This is a genomic window from Candidatus Acidianus copahuensis, from assembly GCF_000632495.1.
Lineage (GTDB): Archaea > Thermoproteota > Thermoprotei_A > Sulfolobales > Sulfolobaceae > Acidianus > Acidianus copahuensis.
In genome coordinates this window covers 117848-136166 of the sequence record NZ_JFZT01000057.1, presented here as the reverse complement: position 1 = coordinate 136166, position 18319 = coordinate 117848, and the positions used below count along the sequence as shown (strand labels likewise).

The 18319-nt window shown below is 35.6% G+C and carries 14 protein-coding genes and 1 tRNA gene; 3 read left to right on the top strand and 12 right to left on the bottom strand.

Annotated elements, in window-relative coordinates; genetic code table 11:
• Positions 1 to 174: 174 nt before the first annotated feature.
• Together CM19_RS10835 and CM19_RS10830 are read right to left on the bottom strand one after the other, a co-directional pair.
• Positions 175 to 3150, bottom strand: a complete 2976-nt coding sequence (locus CM19_RS10835; protein WP_048100513.1) for an FAD-binding and (Fe-S)-binding domain-containing protein — start codon at positions 3148 to 3150, stop codon at positions 175 to 177.
• Positions 3151 to 3170: 20 nt separating this feature from the next.
• Positions 3171 to 3596, bottom strand: a complete 426-nt coding sequence (locus CM19_RS10830; protein WP_048100512.1) for an HIT family protein — start codon at positions 3594 to 3596, stop codon at positions 3171 to 3173.
• A 649-nt stretch (positions 3597 to 4245) separates the two neighbouring features.
• On the opposite strand from CM19_RS10830, the gene CM19_RS10825 reads away from it, so the two are divergent.
• A tRNA-Glu gene (locus CM19_RS10825) sits at positions 4246 to 4346 on the top strand.
• Between the two features lie 69 nt (positions 4347 to 4415).
• Here the strand turns inward: CM19_RS10825 and tatC are convergent.
• The 10 genes from tatC to CM19_RS10775 all read right to left on the bottom strand — a co-directional run bounded on the left by tatC (position 4416) and on the right by CM19_RS10775 (position 16759).
• The gene (tatC, locus tag CM19_RS10820) at positions 4416 to 5270 is read right to left on the bottom strand and encodes a twin-arginine translocase subunit TatC (protein ID WP_048100447.1); all 855 of its coding nucleotides are present in this window, start codon (positions 5268 to 5270) and stop codon (positions 4416 to 4418) included.
• Positions 5254 to 5637: a twin-arginine translocase TatA/TatE family subunit gene (locus CM19_RS10815; protein WP_048100446.1), complete on the bottom strand. Its 384-nt coding sequence runs from the start codon at positions 5635 to 5637 to the stop codon at positions 5254 to 5256. Before CM19_RS10815 ends, tatC begins: the two co-directional genes overlap by 17 nt.
• Positions 5638 to 5681: 44 nt before the next feature.
• Positions 5682 to 5993, bottom strand: a complete 312-nt coding sequence (locus CM19_RS10810; RefSeq protein ID WP_048100445.1) for a Sec-independent protein translocase subunit TatA/TatB — start codon at positions 5991 to 5993, stop codon at positions 5682 to 5684.
• 850 nt (positions 5994 to 6843) lie between these two features.
• Complete coding sequence (gene malA / locus CM19_RS10805) at positions 6844 to 8841, bottom strand: alpha-glucosidase MalA (protein ID WP_048100444.1); 1998 nt, start codon at positions 8839 to 8841, stop codon at positions 6844 to 6846.
• A gap of 633 nt (positions 8842 to 9474) precedes the next feature.
• Entirely contained in the window at positions 9475 to 10164 is a 690-nt protein-coding gene (locus CM19_RS10800; protein ID WP_048100443.1) for a hypothetical protein, read from the bottom strand.
• A 420-nt stretch (positions 10165 to 10584) separates the two neighbouring features.
• Positions 10585 to 12039 carry an MFS transporter gene (locus tag CM19_RS10795; RefSeq protein WP_048100442.1) on the bottom strand — a complete coding sequence of 485 codons (1455 nt, stop codon included), beginning with the start codon at positions 12037 to 12039 and terminating at the stop codon, positions 10585 to 10587.
• A gap of 61 nt (positions 12040 to 12100) precedes the next feature.
• Positions 12101 to 13084, bottom strand: a complete 984-nt coding sequence (locus tag CM19_RS10790; RefSeq protein ID WP_048100441.1) for an alcohol dehydrogenase catalytic domain-containing protein — start codon at positions 13082 to 13084, stop codon at positions 12101 to 12103.
• Between the two features lie 432 nt (positions 13085 to 13516).
• The gene (gene gltA / locus CM19_RS10785) at positions 13517 to 14608 is read right to left on the bottom strand and encodes a citrate synthase (protein ID WP_048100440.1); all 1092 of its coding nucleotides are present in this window, start codon (positions 14606 to 14608) and stop codon (positions 13517 to 13519) included.
• 67 nt (positions 14609 to 14675) lie between these two features.
• Positions 14676 to 15506 (bottom strand): methylisocitrate lyase, encoded by an 831-nt coding sequence (gene prpB / locus CM19_RS10780; RefSeq protein ID WP_048100439.1) that lies wholly within the window; start codon positions 15504 to 15506, stop codon positions 14676 to 14678.
• On the bottom strand, positions 15497 to 16759 hold the full coding sequence (locus tag CM19_RS10775) for an MmgE/PrpD family protein (RefSeq protein ID WP_048100438.1): 1263 nt from the start codon (positions 16757 to 16759) through the stop codon (positions 15497 to 15499). Before CM19_RS10775 ends, prpB begins: the two co-directional genes overlap by 10 nt.
• A 77-nt stretch (positions 16760 to 16836) precedes the next feature.
• Between CM19_RS10775 and wrbA the strand changes: the two genes are divergently transcribed.
• Positions 16837 to 17427 (top strand): NAD(P)H:quinone oxidoreductase, encoded by a 591-nt coding sequence (gene wrbA, locus CM19_RS10770; protein ID WP_048100437.1) that lies wholly within the window; start codon positions 16837 to 16839, stop codon positions 17425 to 17427.
• A gap of 94 nt (positions 17428 to 17521) precedes the next feature.
• Entirely contained in the window at positions 17522 to 18289 is a 768-nt protein-coding gene (locus tag CM19_RS10765) for a tyrosine-protein kinase family protein (RefSeq protein WP_048100436.1), read from the top strand.
• The last annotated feature ends 30 nt before the right edge of the window (positions 18290 to 18319 follow it).

The window sequence follows — 18319 nt, the reverse complement described above, 5'->3', positions numbered from 1 at the left end:
TAAGTAGATAACTCGTTTGCCCTTTTATAAATTTGCCTAAAAAAGTTTTTATTTGTCCATATGTTATACTATGAGATTAATTATTACTTTTTATAATTTAAAATAAAATACAATAATATGTAATCATCCCTATAGATAAAATAAATCTATTACTAGTTAATACAAAGAATTAACTCATATAGATGAGATAGCCTTTTTAAATATGGATGTATTGAATCTAAGAAGGTCTAAGACTGAATCGGCTAAGGTCTTTTGATCGAACTCTTCTGAAGTAAATGATTTAACTCCACTGACTACTTGGGCGATTAAGTTTTCAAAAGACGCCGAAAGAAGAATACTACTAGCTTCTCTCACATATGCAGACGTTAGTAACATCTTTTCTGTCTGATTCATATCCTTAGTCTTTGTGGAAATTATACCTCTAATCATTTCCACAAAGTTGTTTGCGCTCTCCTCAATAGCCTCCTTTATTATCGGTTCAATTATTTTTTCATATTCGTCCTTCCCTGAAGAGATAAATGAGGCGGTATCGGCGATTATTTGGAACCTTTTCTGTAAAGAAGATAAAATAGAGTCATAGAATAGCTTCTGAATCTGCAATTTATCTTCTTCTCCTACCTGAACTGTCTTTTGAGCGTAGTCTATCTTAACTCCAACTCTCTCTCCTATGAACTCAATCAACGTCTTTGCGTTAACTCCAACAGCTTTGAATTTGGCAGCTGCTAATGGACATAAAGTTACTATTTCCTGATATCTCTCTGCAAGAGCCCTTGCCATCATGTCTGATCTCTTTCCTAAGTTCTTTTCTAATACTGCACCTGAACATCCTTCAATCTTCTTTACTTTAAATCCTTTTTCTCTTAATCTTTTTATTACCTCGTCTATGTAGGGAGAGGAAAAGCACGCTGCGTGCAAATTAATCTCTTCACTTCCCTCAAATTGAATAGCCTTTAGCAGCTTCAGATCGATTGGTGTAGGTTCTACGTCCATTCTTGTCCCGACCAATCTAGAGTATTCCCTATAAGCCTCAGAAAAAGTTCTGTAATCTTCTGGAGAAACTGTAAGAAGTTCAGCAACATTTTGGAGTTTCTCTGAATTAAGCTTTATCTTTTCAGTTAGAACATTCCCATTCCCGCTTATATAGTCCATGAATCCACTGTCAAGACTCGTATTAAACAGCTTAATCTTGATTCCAAGCTTTTTCATCAGTTCTAGAACTGCTAACAAAACTTGAGGATTCTCGTTGACAAATTTACCTAACCATATACCTATTTCACTTCCGTCATCTACTATATCCTTATATTCATCCGGTATGGTTATATCTGCAGTTGGCTCCTCTGGGATCTTTCTTGCGACTAGACTATTTAATTTAATAAGTAACGTAGAAATCGGAATTTTAGCTGGACATACCCCATCACAGAGGGCACACTTATCACAACCTGAGATCTCGGCGATAGCGCTATCTGGAACATCAACTTCTTCATGAATCTGATAATAAGAAATTACGCCTTTAGCGAAGTCAAACATTCCTTTCGGAGCATATGGCCATTGTGGTATTAACCTAAACTGAGGACAAACAGTTACACACATTGCACAATCTATGCATGTTAAGGCATAATCTGCAAAAATATCAAGATATCTCTTAGAAACTTTATATCCATCTACTTCTCCTCCGGGTGATAACACTTTTGCAAATCCTATTCCGAAACGGAACTTTAGAGCTTCGTTCTGCTTATTAACAATCTCCAATAAAGTTTTAGCCCGCTTCTTTGGTTCAAAGACTTTTCCAGGGTTAAATAGCTCATCAGGATCCATTTCCTCCTTATATTTCTTCATTACTTCGTAACGGTCTACTCCAAGTTCTTGGAAAGTCTTTCCCATTGCGCTTAACCTATTCTTAGCATACTTATGAACAAACATTCCTATGGATAACATTGAACCTCCAACTTTCACGTATTCCTCCATCATTAACGTATTTTTCGCTAAGTCGTATATGATCTTTTTATCCACTGATGGAAGAGTTGTTTGAGTAAACGCATTAACTAAAAGTACCTCTCTCCTCTCTAGATCTATATCTAGATCAAATCCTTTTTCTGGGTCTAAAAGACCTATATTACCTAAATTTTTCTGTAATCCGTCAATTAGTTCGTTAATCTTTGTATAATGAATTAGTCCATGTTGATGAATTAGTAGACCTTTAGTCCTCAGAGCGGCATTAACTCCATGATTAAAACTCCACCAACCTGTCCACTCTCCCTCAAAGATATTTCCTCCAAACGTTTGAGAGATCTTGTAAAGTTTAGGTTCTACAACGCTTGCTCTAGTAGAGGGATAAAGGATAACCATGTTCCATTTATTTGGATCTAAACGTGCCTTGAACTTGTCAGCCAAATAAGAAGAAATTGCAGGTCCTCTAACTTGAACGTGCCATGCTGGAACAACTTCTCTATAGAATTCTCCAATTGCATTATATGCCTTTGCAAAGCTATCAAATGAAATTACCATGCTCTCTGTTCTAGAAAACTGCTTCAACTTTATACCAGCCTTTACTATGATCCCCGTAGTTCCTTCAGAGCCACACACGAGGGCAAGGTCTTTTCCTTCAAGATGAACAATTTCTGCCTTAGGGTTTACCAGATCTACAAAGGAAATATTATCGCAAAGGAAGCCAAACTCATATGAACCTATGCCTAATACATCACCGGCTATTCCTCCGCCTGCAGTTGAGTCATAACTAGAAGGAAAAGTTCTAAGCTGTAAGTTTCTTGCTTGGGCATTAAGATCAATGATCTTCCAAGTTGCCCCAGGTTCAACTATAGCTAGCTTATTCTGCTCATCTATTTGAACTTTTTCCATTTTTGAAAAATCTAATAGCAATCCGCCGTCAGCTGGTATCGCATTTCCGTACCTATTTGTTCCTCTTCCGTAAGGCACTATTGGAACTCCATATTGTAGTGCTAATTTAACCGCGTCTACAACATCCTCCACGTTCTGTGGGTAAATAACATAATCTGGTATAATGTTTATTTTAATTCCAGTCCACACAAGTTGAGGTACAAAACCCATATCTGCGGAGTGAGAAAGCCTTTCGACTAAACTATCAGAAAAGTTTTCCTCAAATCTCTTTCCGAAATCTTCACGTAAACCCAAGATAATCACCTAATAATGTTCTATTTACTTCTTTCTAAGTTCTGATTAATAACCATTTGCAATTTTTCATAATATACTTTGGACTGCTCTTTTCTAGGGATGAAGTCAGAATATTCGATTGGCGGTTCCTCATCCCAAGTTGGGATAATATGAACATGAACATGAAATATTACTTGCCCTGCGCTCTTTCCCACGTTACTCAAGACTCTAACTCCATTAGCTTTTACGGCCTTTGTCACTGCCTTAGCTAACTCCCGAGTTACCTTAGCTAGATCTATGATATAATCATCTGATGTAGAAAGAAAGTCATCAAAATGCGCTTTTGTTATTACTAGAGTATGACCCGGAGAAATAGGAAATTTATCTAGAAATGCCATGACTTTTTCACTATCATAAATTACATATGCGCTTTCCTCAGAATTAGCGATCTTGCAAAATAGACACATGGGCATAAAGGAGTTTAAGGGATTTATAAATTTTGTCTACATTTTTGGGATAAAATTGGCACTTTGATTTCTTAGAGAAAACAAATATCAGCAATCATTTTCCATTTTTCTTGTTCCTAAAAAGGGTGAACAGCGACGGCTTCACGATCTAGAATTCCTTGCTTTATCGTAATCTACCTTGTACCGAAGTGCAGATCTTAGAGCAAAGTCCCGCTTCTAGTACTTAAATCCAAACACAGCAAAAACATTAAATATAACAACTTTTTAAAAATTTATTAAATAAAACATAAAATTAAAAGGTATATAGAGAAATGGAAGCTATTCATATTTATAGGAATATACTTGTTAGTCTTTTTAGCGCTCTAATTGTGAAATTTATAGGTGTTTTGAGTAACAGAATATTTATATTTTCTAAGTTTATTTCCTTATTAATTATTATTTTTAACACATAAATGATATCCTTAAGATATTCTAAGAAGCCTCTACTATAGAGTCTATTACTTAATTTTTTGAATATAGTAATAAGTTTTTACTAAGGATCCTCGTTCATAAAGGATGGAAAGAGTATAATTAAAGGTGATTTGATCTACATAACAAAGAAAACTTTAACTTTAAAATCAGGAGAAATTATTATTAGTAGCTTTAATGTGCCGCGGTAGTATAGCCCGGTCAATCCTGTGCGTCTAGGAACCGAAAGTATGCAGGCCTTTCGAGCCTGTGACCCGGGTTCAAATCCCGGCCGCGGCACCATATTTTTATAAAAAACAGTTGTTTATATAATTTTATTAGATCTTGTGCATTAAAACGCTAAAATCTAAACTAAATTCTAGGATTCAAACCTTTATTAGTTGCAGAAATCTGACGTTGTTTCTTCTCAATTATTCCACATGCTACAGTACCTGCCAAGTATAGAATTGAGAGTATTACACCTATAGTCGTTTCTATAACTCCTCCAGTAACTCCAGGAGAAATTATCCATGCAATTATGAACGATATTAGGATACCCCATCTCCAATTCTTCTTCCAGCTCTCAGCCTTAACTATCCCAGCATAGGTAAGAATAGACATAATTAAGGGATACTCAAAAGCTATTCCAGTTATTGCTACTAAAGTGACCAATGTGCTTACAAATGAACTTAAACTTATTGTAGGCTCTATACCGAGGGAATTTACATAAAGAAGCACGAAATCCATCATGACTGGTACAATAATAAAATAAGCGAATGAAGCCCCCGCTAAAAAGAGGAGGGCTGCAGGTACTATAAGAGATCTAGCTATCCTCTTTTCATGTTCATAAAGTCCGGGAGACACGAATCCCCAAATTTCCTTTACAAAAACAGGAACTGAAATCGCCAGAGAAAAGAGAAAGGATACTTGCGCTGATGCGTATAGCGGATCAAATGTTCTTATATTAATTACCTGGAGACCTGATGGCAAATCATGATGAATAAAATAATATATTGCAATCGTCGAGAAGCTATGAAATAAGTTAGGGTAAGGAATAGGAACAACTAAAGTTCCAATTTTAATGAACGTTATACCAAATGCGAAAAATATAATAAATGCAAGAAAAAGTGTAATAATAGCTTTTCTTAATCTAAGAGCTAATTCTGAAAGATGGGAAAGAAGAGGTTTTTCTTGATCCTTGGAGACTTCATCAGTTCTTGCCGTCATTCTTTAACCTCTCCAATTCTTTTTGAAGATCGCTTATTTGCCTTTCTAACTCCTTTATTCGAGCTTCATTATTTATAGATGAAGCTGGCCTTACAAGTCTTGGATAACTTGGATAGGAGGGAGTATCTGATAAGTCTCTTTTAGTCTCAGAAGAAATAGAATATATATCTTTTCTCATATCCTTTGCCATTTCATCTACAGGAGATAGTTCTCTTTCAAGCTCGTTCCTAAATTCTGCTTGTCTTCTCTTAAATTCGTTTAACGTTTTTCCTATATTCCTTACAGTACCAGAAATATCCTTTTGTCCTCCCATCAATAGAAGGGCAACTACAACAAGTATAAAAATATCAGATAAATTACCTAACAACTACCTCCCCCTTCCACTAATCTTTTTTAAAAAAGATAATGAATTTAAGAGGTTTGATTTGACGTCTTCTTTAATTGCTCAAGCTGATTTTGAAGATCTTGTAATTGTTTCTGCAACTGCGATACTGTATCATTTTGTGGTTGCTGAGATTGAGATTCAGTTGCCTTTGCCTGCGTCTGTTGTGCTTCAGTTTGAAGTTGATTAGCTTCAATCTCTGCCTCTAACTTACCTTTTTTGAACTCTCCAACAGCTTTCCCCATCGATCTAAACAAATCCGGAATCTTACTAGAACCGAAGAATAGCACAAGCGCTACAATAACTATTATTGCTATATCTCCGGGATTAAAGTTAAACATTTTCGCACCTTAAATATCATTATCATGTGAGGGCTATAAAAACATTTCCTATAATCATTTTATTTTTAGTTAATTAAAGGAGTAATCATCTATTATTTCAGTATATTTTCGGCTATAAATATAATTGGGCAATAAAACAACATAGATTCAACTTTAAAGACATAAAACTAAGAACAAGTAAACTACTCTGACCTTTTGAACATCTTACTGCATCATCGTTAACCTTAAACGAGGTAGAAGGTAAACTCACAGGGTTTAGGGTATTTCCCACCGTTTGCCCCTAGAGGGTGCCTTGGGGTCATTTAGTGTATTTCAGTCCTCTAAGGGCTTTCTCCTCTCACCCACACCTTCATCAATAGTACAACTACCTCCAGTGTGAGATCACAAGGCATTGGGATCAACGGCACGGATCCCTATAGACATCACCCCACACCTTTGTGCAGTGCACAGCATCAGTGTGGGACTTATCGTAAAAATTTCTAAAATACATTCAAAAACCTTTTACTACTCTAGAATTCAAAACAGTTTCACGACCCCACACAGGATATAACATAAACAAATCAACATTTTCTGTCATTCTTCCATCTTGTCTCCTTGTTGCTATGATGTAACTCTCCTTGTGAGACCCTTTCTCTCATACCACGCAGAGATTAAAAGTCTTAGAGTCTGCGTTAAGTTCCCCCGCATTAAGTAAATCTGTATCATGTCATCGTTACGTCAATTACGATCATTGTTAATAACATGAAGGAGATGTTAGAAAACTAATCTGTATATGCCTTAATTGAACAGTAATCTCAATCTTAAGTTCTGGCCTTACATCTGTCTTTACTGCAAGGATAAAGATACTGTTTTAAATGGATATATTTACCTTATTTACCCTTTTTCCTATTTCAATTGCCTTTTCAGTTTTTCCTTTAATAATTATCTTATCAATATCAACTTCCTGACTAGTTTTTAGCATATTTCCATCAAATTCTACAGTATTACCATCATATAATGTAATCTTACCTTTTTGTCCATAAATTATAAAATCTAATCCTGTCCTAGATTTTAAAGGTATAAGCGAATTCCACGCAATGAATATTGGCAATCCACTAGCTGAAATCCATTTCTTACCATCATACTCGTCTTCGCTCCAGAAGCTTATCCATTTTCCCGACGGGAGGTATAATTCTCTCTCCTTATCCTTAGATAATATTGGCGCATAAAGTAAATAATCGCCGACCATATATTCATCATCAATTTTATAAACATCATAATCATTAAAATACTTATAAACAAGTGGCCTTAGTATTGGATGTCCTGTAATGTTACTCTCTCTAACTAATGAGCTCAGGTAAGGTAAAAATTTCTCTCTCAACCTAATTAATTCCATAATTTTTTCAGAGTAAATCGAAGGCAAGTTGTACGGTTCTTGGTCTATACCGTCAGTTGCCTTATGTGCCCTAAAGAAAGGGAAAAAGAGTGCAGTCTCATAATACTTCACAATGAGGTCTAAGTCTACTGGTGGAGTGTTCTTACCTCGACCCATGAACGCTCCTATATCACATCCTACATATGGAACTCCACTTATCGATAATCCTAAAGCTAAAACTGTCTGAAGTTTTAAGTCGTCCCAAGTAGCATAATTATCTCCTGTCCAAACAGCAGCATACTTCTGGATCCCCGCGTAAGCTGACCTAGTCAAGATAAAGGGTTTCTCAATACCTGCCTCTTTAAGTCCTTCAAACGTTGCTAAAGCTTGATAATATGGATAGGCGTTTCTAACCTGAAAGTGTGTAGCTTCTCCTTCATGAGTATGATGAATAGAATGGAAGGGAAGTGAAGCCATATACGTACCAAAGGCCGTTGGTTCATTCATGTCAAGCCATATTCCATCAACACCATAGTCAGAGATCCATTGCTTTACTTTTCCTTTCCACCATTCTCTAGCCTTTTCATTGAAGAAATCAATCCAAGAGCATTCTCCTGCCCACATAGAACCTACAAATATACCTTTTTTGTCGTCAACAAGGATCTCCTCTTTTACAGCATCTTTAAAGTCACCATGATGTTGATCAACCTTCACACATGGATTTAGAATTGTTATCAATCTTACACCCAGATCGTGTAATGTATTGGATAGACCTTTTGGATCCGGAAATCTCTCCTTGCTCCAGGTAAATATCTTATAGTCATCCATATAATGAATATCTAAGTAAATAGAAGAAACATTGAAACCCTTTTCTATATGTTTCTTAACAACCTCGACCACAAACTTCTGGGGAAAGTAACTGTACCTGCTTATCTGATATCCTAAAGCCCATATAGGTAAATCAAATGGCTTTCCAGTTAATTCAGTATAATTCTCTATTATCTCTTCAACGCTCTTTCCGTTAAATACGAATAATTCAACAGATTTTTCAGGGACATATATCTTTATTTTACTATAATCTTCGAAGCCAAAGTCAAAAATTAACTTTGTTGGAGAATTAACAAAATATCCCTTAACGGCATTCGCGGATATAACGATAAAGAACGGAATAGATTTATACATTGGATCTGTATGCCAACCGTATTTACTCACTGCCCCTACATCAACGTTCCACATTTGAAGTTTTAGTCTCTTCCTATCTAAACTAAAGGCTTTTTCACCTAATCCGAAAACATGATCTTCCAGTGAAAGAGGAATCGAGATCTGAATTCCTTCCAAACTAAACTCCTCTAGAGTATTTTCAGTAATACTGATCTCACCTAAAAGCTGGGGATCCACTTCCTTACCGTCAAAAGGATATGATACAAAACTTTTTGGAGAATTTACTAAAACTCTAATAGTTCCTTTAGAATTAACGAGAGCTTTAATTTCCATAAGCAATGTCCTTATTGTTGTTATAAAGTTTAGCGTTCATTTCCCACAAATCATAAAAATCTCCTTCTGCGTAATGATTGGGAAAGGGTTAAACAAGACTAATTTATACTCCAAAATATTATGTTCCTTTCATCCGAAGTAATTAGTTACGCGTCTTTTCCTACTTAGTCCAAGGAAGTCTTGTGTCAATTTTTCCATATATAAGATTTACGTTAGTTAAGATCAGTTTTATCTTGCATCTCTTTACCTCTTTTTGAGAGAAAGGAATTTTCGGAGTTTGTGTTTTTTAGACAGTTATTATCATATCTATAAATCCTCGGTCTTCACCACGTTCTGTTTCCATCATAACGATCTGGTCCATTAGCGAGGTAACCCAACCCATACTACTGATAACTGTAGGAGACTCGTACACACTTGACTTCTCCGGATCTCATATAATCCTGATTCTGATCTACCTACCCACATCTGGGACTTAAATTATGATTATTTTTAAAAGATAAATTAAGTGTTCTAGAAAAAATGCCACAATTTAAGTGAAACTGCTAACCACGACGTATTTATCTTAAGCTCTATTTATTCAGACACTTTCCCTTTTATAAGATAAAACTCATGATATTTTTTTTTAAATCTGAATTAATATTCTTCTCCGCTTCCAAAGAAATAGTAGTAAAATATGTTAATGCTATATGACAGTGTTTGTATAGGTATAATCAGAGACACTTCTATCGTTTTCCCTGGTAGAACCCACATATTAATATTACGTTGATAATACTCAAATGTAGTGCTATTAGAAATTTTTACTTCTAAAGTAACAGTAATATATTTAATAAGTATAGGTATATTTCCCTGGTTTTCTATATAAATATATAAAATACCACTAAATTCTGAAGCCCAAAAAGTAATTTGAGGTTGCGCTTTTTGTACTACAGTATCAGTTATAGAATATCCTTGTTTTCCATTCACTTCCATATTTAATGCCATGTCTATCGGCTGACCGGCATAATAGGAACATTTTATTGGAAGAAATTCCCAGAAATTTGTTCCATATCTATTAAAATTTACAAGAAGTTTACCGGATGATGAAATTAGTTTAGTTATGTATGCCGGCTCTTGGGAATTAACTACTAGAAATGCGTAGTCATTTCCGTTGTGGCATAGGATTGTAAGTTTATAGTTTATTTCTTTACCTACTGATATTTCTTTACCTACTTGATCTATTATGTTTTGAATATTACCTATATTTATATACATAATAGAATAAAAACCGACAAATACTGTTAATAATAGCGCAAAACCTCCTAGTAACTGTCTAAAATCCATCATTATACTAGACCTTAAATAACAAGGAGTAAACCGAAAATTTTGAAAAATTAAACCAGATATGATGTTTGACTCTTAAATGCTAGTTTATTTTCTATGTATCGCGAACTCATTCTCAACATACTCTTAAGATATTAATTAATTGAATGTATCTAATATTGAATGATGTTTATTGTGAAGTGACAATAATTATGCCTAAGAACTTAAGCAGATTTAATTGTAGAAATGTAATAATATTCGAATAGAAAACTCAATACAATGGAATCATAAAAGAAATTGATAATTAGTCAGAATCATAAAAAGAGAGACAAAAAAAAAAGAGAGACAAAAAGGTGCAGTTAGTAAACTGACCTCCTCCCCGCTCTAAAGAGCGAGGCTTTCAGTTGTAAAAGGTAAAAAATTAGGTAAGTAAAAGGTTAATTCCTAAGCATCTGATTGTTTAGAAGCCATAATTTCATTTTCAATATTTCTTGTGAGTTTATTGGAAAATTTATAGTTCTTTGTCCACAACGAACCAATTAGCGTTAAAATCATTATACCAATGCCTACAATTGCTATATAATCAAATGCTGTTGAACCTGGAACAAATCCAAAGACATAAGGTTGGTTATTTATCATAGTAACTATAGGAACTTGATAAGTATCCATAAGTGCAGTAGCTACCACAGGGCCAGCTGCTCCCCCCATTGTTCTCATCAAAGTATTCATACCTAATCCAGTAGTTCTATATTGATCTGGCAATGATACGGCTACCATATTAACTAAAGGCACAATAACTGCGACAAGACCCACTGATGAAATAAATCCGTCCTCTAATACATCAATCGTTGTTGACCTATGAACTAGAAGCATTACATATGATATTGCCGATAAGACGCTTCCTAATATGAGCAATGGTTTCGGTCCGGTTTTTGGCATTATCTTTCCAAGAATAGGTCCAAATATTACCATACCTAACGCTACCGGCGACATAAGAAGACCTGATTGTATTATACTGAGTCCAAGGCCGTATGGAGCAGGAAGTTGAGCATAATAGACTAGAAAGATAAACACCATAAACATTCCAACTCCAGATATTAGCCCTACTATGTTGGCTACGGCAAAGTTCCTTATTTTGAAGAGGTCTAGCTTTAATAACGGTTCTTTAGCTCTTCTCTCATACAAAAAGAACGCTATAAAGAATATCCCGCCTAGAATAAGTAGAGTAAGGTTTTCCATAGATAGCCAACCTATTGATGGTGCTTCAGTTATGTAAACCAAAGACATAACAGAGGCTATACCTATCAACGTTGCTCCTATATAGTCTACTTTTTCTTTTAGTCTATGCCCAGTATGAGGAATGTATATTATTGAAATTATGAATAAAATCATAGAAAGTATAGCAGCTGTATGAAAAGCATAAGGCCATCCTAAATCTTGCACTACATAGGAACCTAATAGAAGGCCTAATGCTGGACCAATTCCTATCATTGCACTAAGTATACCCTGGGCGAATGCTACCTTTTCTCTCGGAAAAATATCTGATATTATAGCGATGGCTATAGGGAAAACAGAGAATCCTACACCTTGAATAGCTCTAGCAGCTATTAGCATCCAGATATTCTGCGAAAAACCTGCAGTTGCCACAGCTATTATATAAAAACCTATTGCCACTATATACATTCTCTTCTTACCGAATGTATCAGAAAGCTTTCCCATTAGAGGCGACGTTGCTGCAGCTACAACCATATATGCTGATGTAATCCATCCAGCCAATGCGGCAGAAATTGAGAAGTCCTTCTCTATCTTAGGTAAGGCCGGCACAACCATCGTTTCAACGTAGTTAATTATCAAAAGCATTAAAGAGAGAATAATTAACGTCCTTATTTTTGAATCCATACCTCATTACATCTAATTACTTGTTAAAAAATTTTCGATATATCTTTTTTACGAAGGGAAATTAGTACCTTATCAGAATTCTTCCATCTCTCTCCTTAGAGAATAGGTTAGACAAGGCCTCTTTAGCTTCCTCAAGTCTAAAGATTTTCCAAGTTCTAGTAGTAAGATTCATTTTAGTTAAATTCTCCAGCTCCCATCTAGTTCCTCCTGTAGTTCCAATAATTTTGAGATGATTCGAATAAATTCCAGATAATTGAATTTCGGCTTTTTGTGAGGTAAGTCCTCCAAAGAAAACCATTGAACCTCCAGGAGATAACACCTTTAACGCAACTTCCCATAGATCTCCACCAACTGAATTAAGCACTACATCAGCCATTTTCCCTCCAGTAACTCTCTTCACATTCTCTTCAATCCCTTCATAAGGAAATACGTAGTCTGCAAACTCATTTACCCAAAGTTTCTTAGAAACTGCTATAACCCTCGCTCCCATCCTTCTCGCTAATTGCATCGCAAATATTCCTGTATTACCAGATGCTCCAAATATAACTACTGTACTCCCCAATGTTACTTGGGCTTCCCTCAAGGCATGAAATGAAGTCAGAGCTGCTACAGGTAAGCTTGCGGCAACTTCCCAATGAAGGTCATTTGGAATCTTTATTAAATTTTTCTCTGGAACAGAAAAAAATTCAGAATATCCGCCATTTCTTATTACACTAATTATTCCACCGTTTCTACATAACTGTTCCTTTCCAGATAGACAAAGATCGCATGTTCCATCAAAAGACCTGTTATAAACAACCACTTTATCTCCTTCTTGAAATCCTTTGACGTGATCTCCCGTTTTTTTAACTTCCCCAGCTATTTCGGCTCCCGGAATATGAGGAATAGGAGTTACTGGTAATCCTGAGACAACGAAGTAATCTATAGGATTGACTCCTGCCATTACCGGTTTAACTAAAACATCATGTGACCCTAGCTCCGGATCTCGAAAATCTCCGTATTTTAAATTTTCAATACCACTCTTCTCAAAATAAACGGCTTTCATTACCTAAGTAAAAATCATAATACTTAAAAAACTAATCCATCATTATCAAGTAAATAATTTATTCATTATTATAAAAAATTAATAAATATATATATTTTTGATCTTTTAATATTATGAACTACTCTAACTTTTCGGTTGTTCTTAGTAATTTGTAATAGAGCTTTAGTTGACGCCCTTATCCCACAGAAGTGTGATGGAAAGCATTCTGAGTAAGGTTACGAGAACCGATGACACTATCTCACTACATTAAGTTACGTCTCTCAAGGGTATAACAGGTGGATCTGCACAGAGCGGAACTTCAAGTTAGGGAAATAACCATTGTTTAAGGAATTTGTCCGCCGAATGATATAGGCCTCCAACCCCTAGACATATAAAGTTAAAAATGTTCACTTTATCTACGCTTTTTAGAAGACAGATTCTTAATGGGTTATCTTAAAAACTTCTTTTCTCTGATCCGACATACAGAGCTCTTGGTCTTATCATCCCGTAATCGTCTTCAACATACTCAATAGCATGAGCTAACCATCCTAATGTTCTCGACAGCGCAAACAGAGGTGTAAACATGTAAATAGGAAAACCTATACTGTAGAAAACAATTCCAGAATAAAAGTCAGTGTTGGGAAAAATCTTTTTTTCCGCAAAATGTCTTGTTCCTACTTCTTCTAATTTCTCTGCTATTTCAAGGTATTTTCCTCCTCTTTCGCTCTTTAATTCCTTAGCTAACTTTTTAAATATCCTGCTTCTAGGATCGTAAGTCTTATAAACTCTATGCCCAAATCCCATTAACCTTTTCTTCTCAGCTATAACTTTGTTAAACCATGCTTCAACGTTAGACGGATCTCCAATTTCAACAAATTGTTTGAATGCCTCTTCAGCAGCACCCCCGTGAAGTGGACCCTTAAGAGCTGAAAGAGCTGCAGCAACACAGGAATACATGTCAGAAAGAGTTGATGCTACAATTAGATCCGCAGTTGTCGAGGCTGGTACTTCATGATCGGCATAAAGAATAAGAGATGCATTCATGGCCTTTATCTCCATATCAGAAACATCTGAGAAAATTGCCTTAAGGAAGCTCTTTGCGTAGCTCTCTGAGGGCTCCGGTATTCTAGTTGGCATACCTTCCTTAATTCTGTAGATATTTGCTACAATAGTCGCCGCCTTACCAATCACTTCTAGTGCCCTTTCTCTAGGTCCTATCCAATAGGCATTATAGAACGAAGACAGTGAAGAAAAAGCAGTTTCCATCATAGCTATTGCGTCCGCGTCTTTTGGTAACTCTTCTAAGATATGAATAACATTTTCAGGGATCTCAAAATCTTGAATTCTTTCCTTGACTTTCCTAAGTTCTAGGGAATTAGGAAGTTTTCCATATAACATGAGATAAGCTACTTCCTCAAAACTCGAGTTATTTACTAAATCCTCTATATCATATCCTCCGTATCTTAGTATCCCTCTCTCTCCATCAATGTAAGTTAGTCTAGTTGCTTTTATAATTACATTTTCTAGGCCTTTACTAACACTCACGAATGAACACCTCTATAATTGGAAAAGCTTATCATACAACTCATTTAAGATATATACTTTTCTATAATTATAAAAGTTTTGCAAGTTCTCTATCTAACATCTCATAGAACGAGTAATTTATAATTTCGTATTGCTCTTTTCTTGTCATCATTTTGTCCATAAGGTTCTTTTGTGTACCCTCCTTAAGCAAGGTCTCTAGAGCTTCCTTCATAGCTCTTGCCGCTACTCTAAATACAGTCACAGGGAATATCACGAAAGTATATCCCATCTGTTTAAACTCTTCTGCAGTTATTAGAGGAGTTTTGCCAAACTCAGTCATGTTAGCTAGAAGAGGAGAACGAATCTCTTTTGCGAACTTTTCAAATTCATCTTTGCTCTGCAAAGCTTCAGGAAATATGATATCAGCTCCAGCGTCTAAATAAGCTTTCGCCCTATCTATTGCGTCCTCTAAGCCTATAACTCCCCTAGAATCTATCCTCGCAATTATCATTGCATCTTTTCTTGCGCGGACTGCAGCCTTAATTTTTTGTATCATCTCCTCTTGAGGAACTACTTCTTTACCCTCTAGATGACCACACCTTTTCGGCATCCTTTGATCCTCTATCTGTATGGCATCAGCTCCAGCTTTTTCAAGAACTCTAACTGTCCTATAAACATTAAGAGCTCCGCCAAAACCAGTATCTGCGTCAACTATTATAGGTATTTCTGTAACTTCCCTTATTTTCTTTACAACGTCCTCAAGTTCTGTAAGCGATATAACTCCAAGATCTGGAAGACCTAATGAGGAAGTATATGCCCCGCCTGATAAATAGACAGACCTGAATCCAACCTTCTCAGCTAATAGTGCACTAAATGGGTTAAATACCCCAGGTACTATTTGGAATTCTTTTACAAGAATTCTCCCACCCTCATATCTTCAATCTCCCAGAATCTCTTAACGTTAATTAATCCAAGTCTCTTTGCTTTTTCCTCTATTTCCTGGTCTGTCATCGGATCCTTTGGATGACCTCTAGGTACTCTTTTTTCACTCTCAAACTTTCCCTTATCAGTATATACTGTAATCCTCGTTGGCAGTTCTAAAGGATAAACCTTGGTAAAATCTTCTCTCTCTATAATCTCAATTTTATCCATTAACTCTCTTATTTTTTGATCAAATATTAAAGAATAAGAATCTAGCCAGAACTCTCTCCTGAGTAATGAAACTGCAATTATGAACGGAAGACTATGGTCTGCTGTCTCTTTATTCTTAGGGTTCCATTTTTCCTTATCTGCAAGTATCGTCTTCCCAGCCTCATAAATCTCAACTTCAACTTTCCTTATTTCTCCCTCATAGAGTAACCCTAAAGCTATATCAACTGCTGCTTGCGCATGATATTCAACCGGATATTTCTTTAATAGAGTATCCAAAATCTTCTTCGTCCCCATATTCTTGAAGTTTTCGACTTGTATGTCAGCTATGATTCTAAATCCCATATCTCCAGAAAATGGTCTTTCTGGAGCAGTAAAACCTTCTTTAGCCAAAAGTACAGCAAAAGTTGCGTTCCTAATTGCTTCTGCAGCAGCACCTGCTTTCCACATAGATAAATTACCTACCCTAGATTGTCTAAGAGCCACATGAGGTATTATTGAGAGTGATATTGCGTTGTACGTTCTCTTCTTATCTAAAGCAAGAAGCTTACTCATTGCTGCAGCAGCGGCGACTTGAAGAAAATTAACATGATCAAATCCTTTTTTTCTTAATGAAAAAGAATCACATAATCTAGTTCCAATTTCATATCCAACTATAAGGGCTAGTATGAGATCCTTTCCTTTTTTACCATTTCCTAAGGATATCAAACCCCCTATCATATCGCTTGGATGGAGTGGCTCTAAGGAAAGGTATGTATCATTAAAGTCTAAGTACCTTATAAGTAACGTATTATAAAAGGATGCCATATCTGGAGAGCTACTTCCTCTAAAAAGCATTATATTATTGCCTTGGAATTCTTCAGAAACCTTTCTAGCTATTTTAGCCGGTTCACTTTGCTGAGAACCATATGCAACAGCTACGCTATCAAGTATTCTTCTCTTTGCCTCATGTATTTCCTGATCATCTAAATCATTGAAGGATATGGATTCTACGTAATCCGATATTAGATCAGCGAGTTCCATAATTATAGATTATATTGACCATTATTAACTTTCCTAAGTTGAATTCGTTTTATAAGTAATCAAAAGTCTAGTTAATTATGAGCGTAAATATCCTTGTTTTGTTCTATGGGTATGGAGCAATAGTAGACCTAGCTAAAGAAGTAACAAAAGGTTCAGAGGAGGAAGGGGGACAGGTAAGACTAAGAAGAGTTAGAGAAACAATATATCCAGAGTTAATAGAGAAATATAGCATTCCATTAGATAGTGTAAAGGATATTCAAGAAGTCTCACTTGATGATATGGAGTGGGCTGATGGATTCGTTATAGGTTCTCCCACTAGATACGGAAATATGGCAGGTGGCCTAAAGACATTTTTAGATACAACTGCTCCTCTATGGAAAAAGGGATCATTGTACGGAAAACCTGTAGGTTTCTTTACTGAGGCATCGACCGTGCACGGAGGTCATGAAACTACAATACTTACAATGGCTACGTATGCGTTCCACTTTGGAATGGTCATAGTCCCTTTGGGATATGGTATCCCAGAAATATCTACGAGCGTGACTGGAGGTAGTCCATATGGGGCCTCTCACCTATCATCTTCAAAAGAACTGGATAATAATGAAAGAATCATAGCGAGATTTCTAGGAAAGAGAGTCACACAAGTTGCAAAAAAACTCAAAAGTTAATTTCTTGATTAAGAATTTTTTGATTTTATATCAAAAAATCAAATATGTTAAATCTATTGGAGTGTTTATATATGCTATCTTTTAATATGATCATATGATCCGGATTACAATCCTGGGGATCAAGGGAGGAGTTGGCAAATCAACATTTGCCCTTCTTCTTAGTAGGGAATTATCGAAGTACAAGAATGTAATCCTGTTAGATAGAGACTTATTAGGGTACTCCTCGAGAATTGCAGGAATTGAAAGCGATGGATTATTATCTAGTATAATTAATGAAGAAAAAGATACTAAAGATTATTATAAGGAAATTACTAGGGATGATCATAAACTTGGAATATTGAAATTGATAGCCCCTATAGGATCATGGGAAAAGAACGAGAATTTGTTAGAAAAGGACAAAAAAGTAGAAGAAAAATTCGCTAATGAGTACAAGAGAATTATCTCTTCAGACTACGACATACTAATAGTTGACAACCCTCCCTTGATTACACCTTCATTTTTCTTTATAAAGGAAGAGCTTACGTTATTCTCTTCTGTGTTTTCAACATCAAAAATAATGGGGATCTTTGTTAGTGATTTCTCTAACGTATCTATAACTTCAACGATGAGATACGCTACTGAAGCCCTAAAGTTTACCAATTTTCGTCTTATCCCATATTACTTCATTATAAACATGGTTCCTCCAGGTATAGATTTAGATCTAAAGGATTTGGAAGAGAAGATAAAAAAAATGGGATTTCAGTACTTACTCCAAATAAATTTTATTGATGAACTAGTTAACTTTTCTGGAAAGATCGATGATTTACCAGATTTAAAGCAGATATACGAGATATCAACCAATATCCTAAAATTAACAACATAAATATATTTAATTTATGCTCAATGAACATTA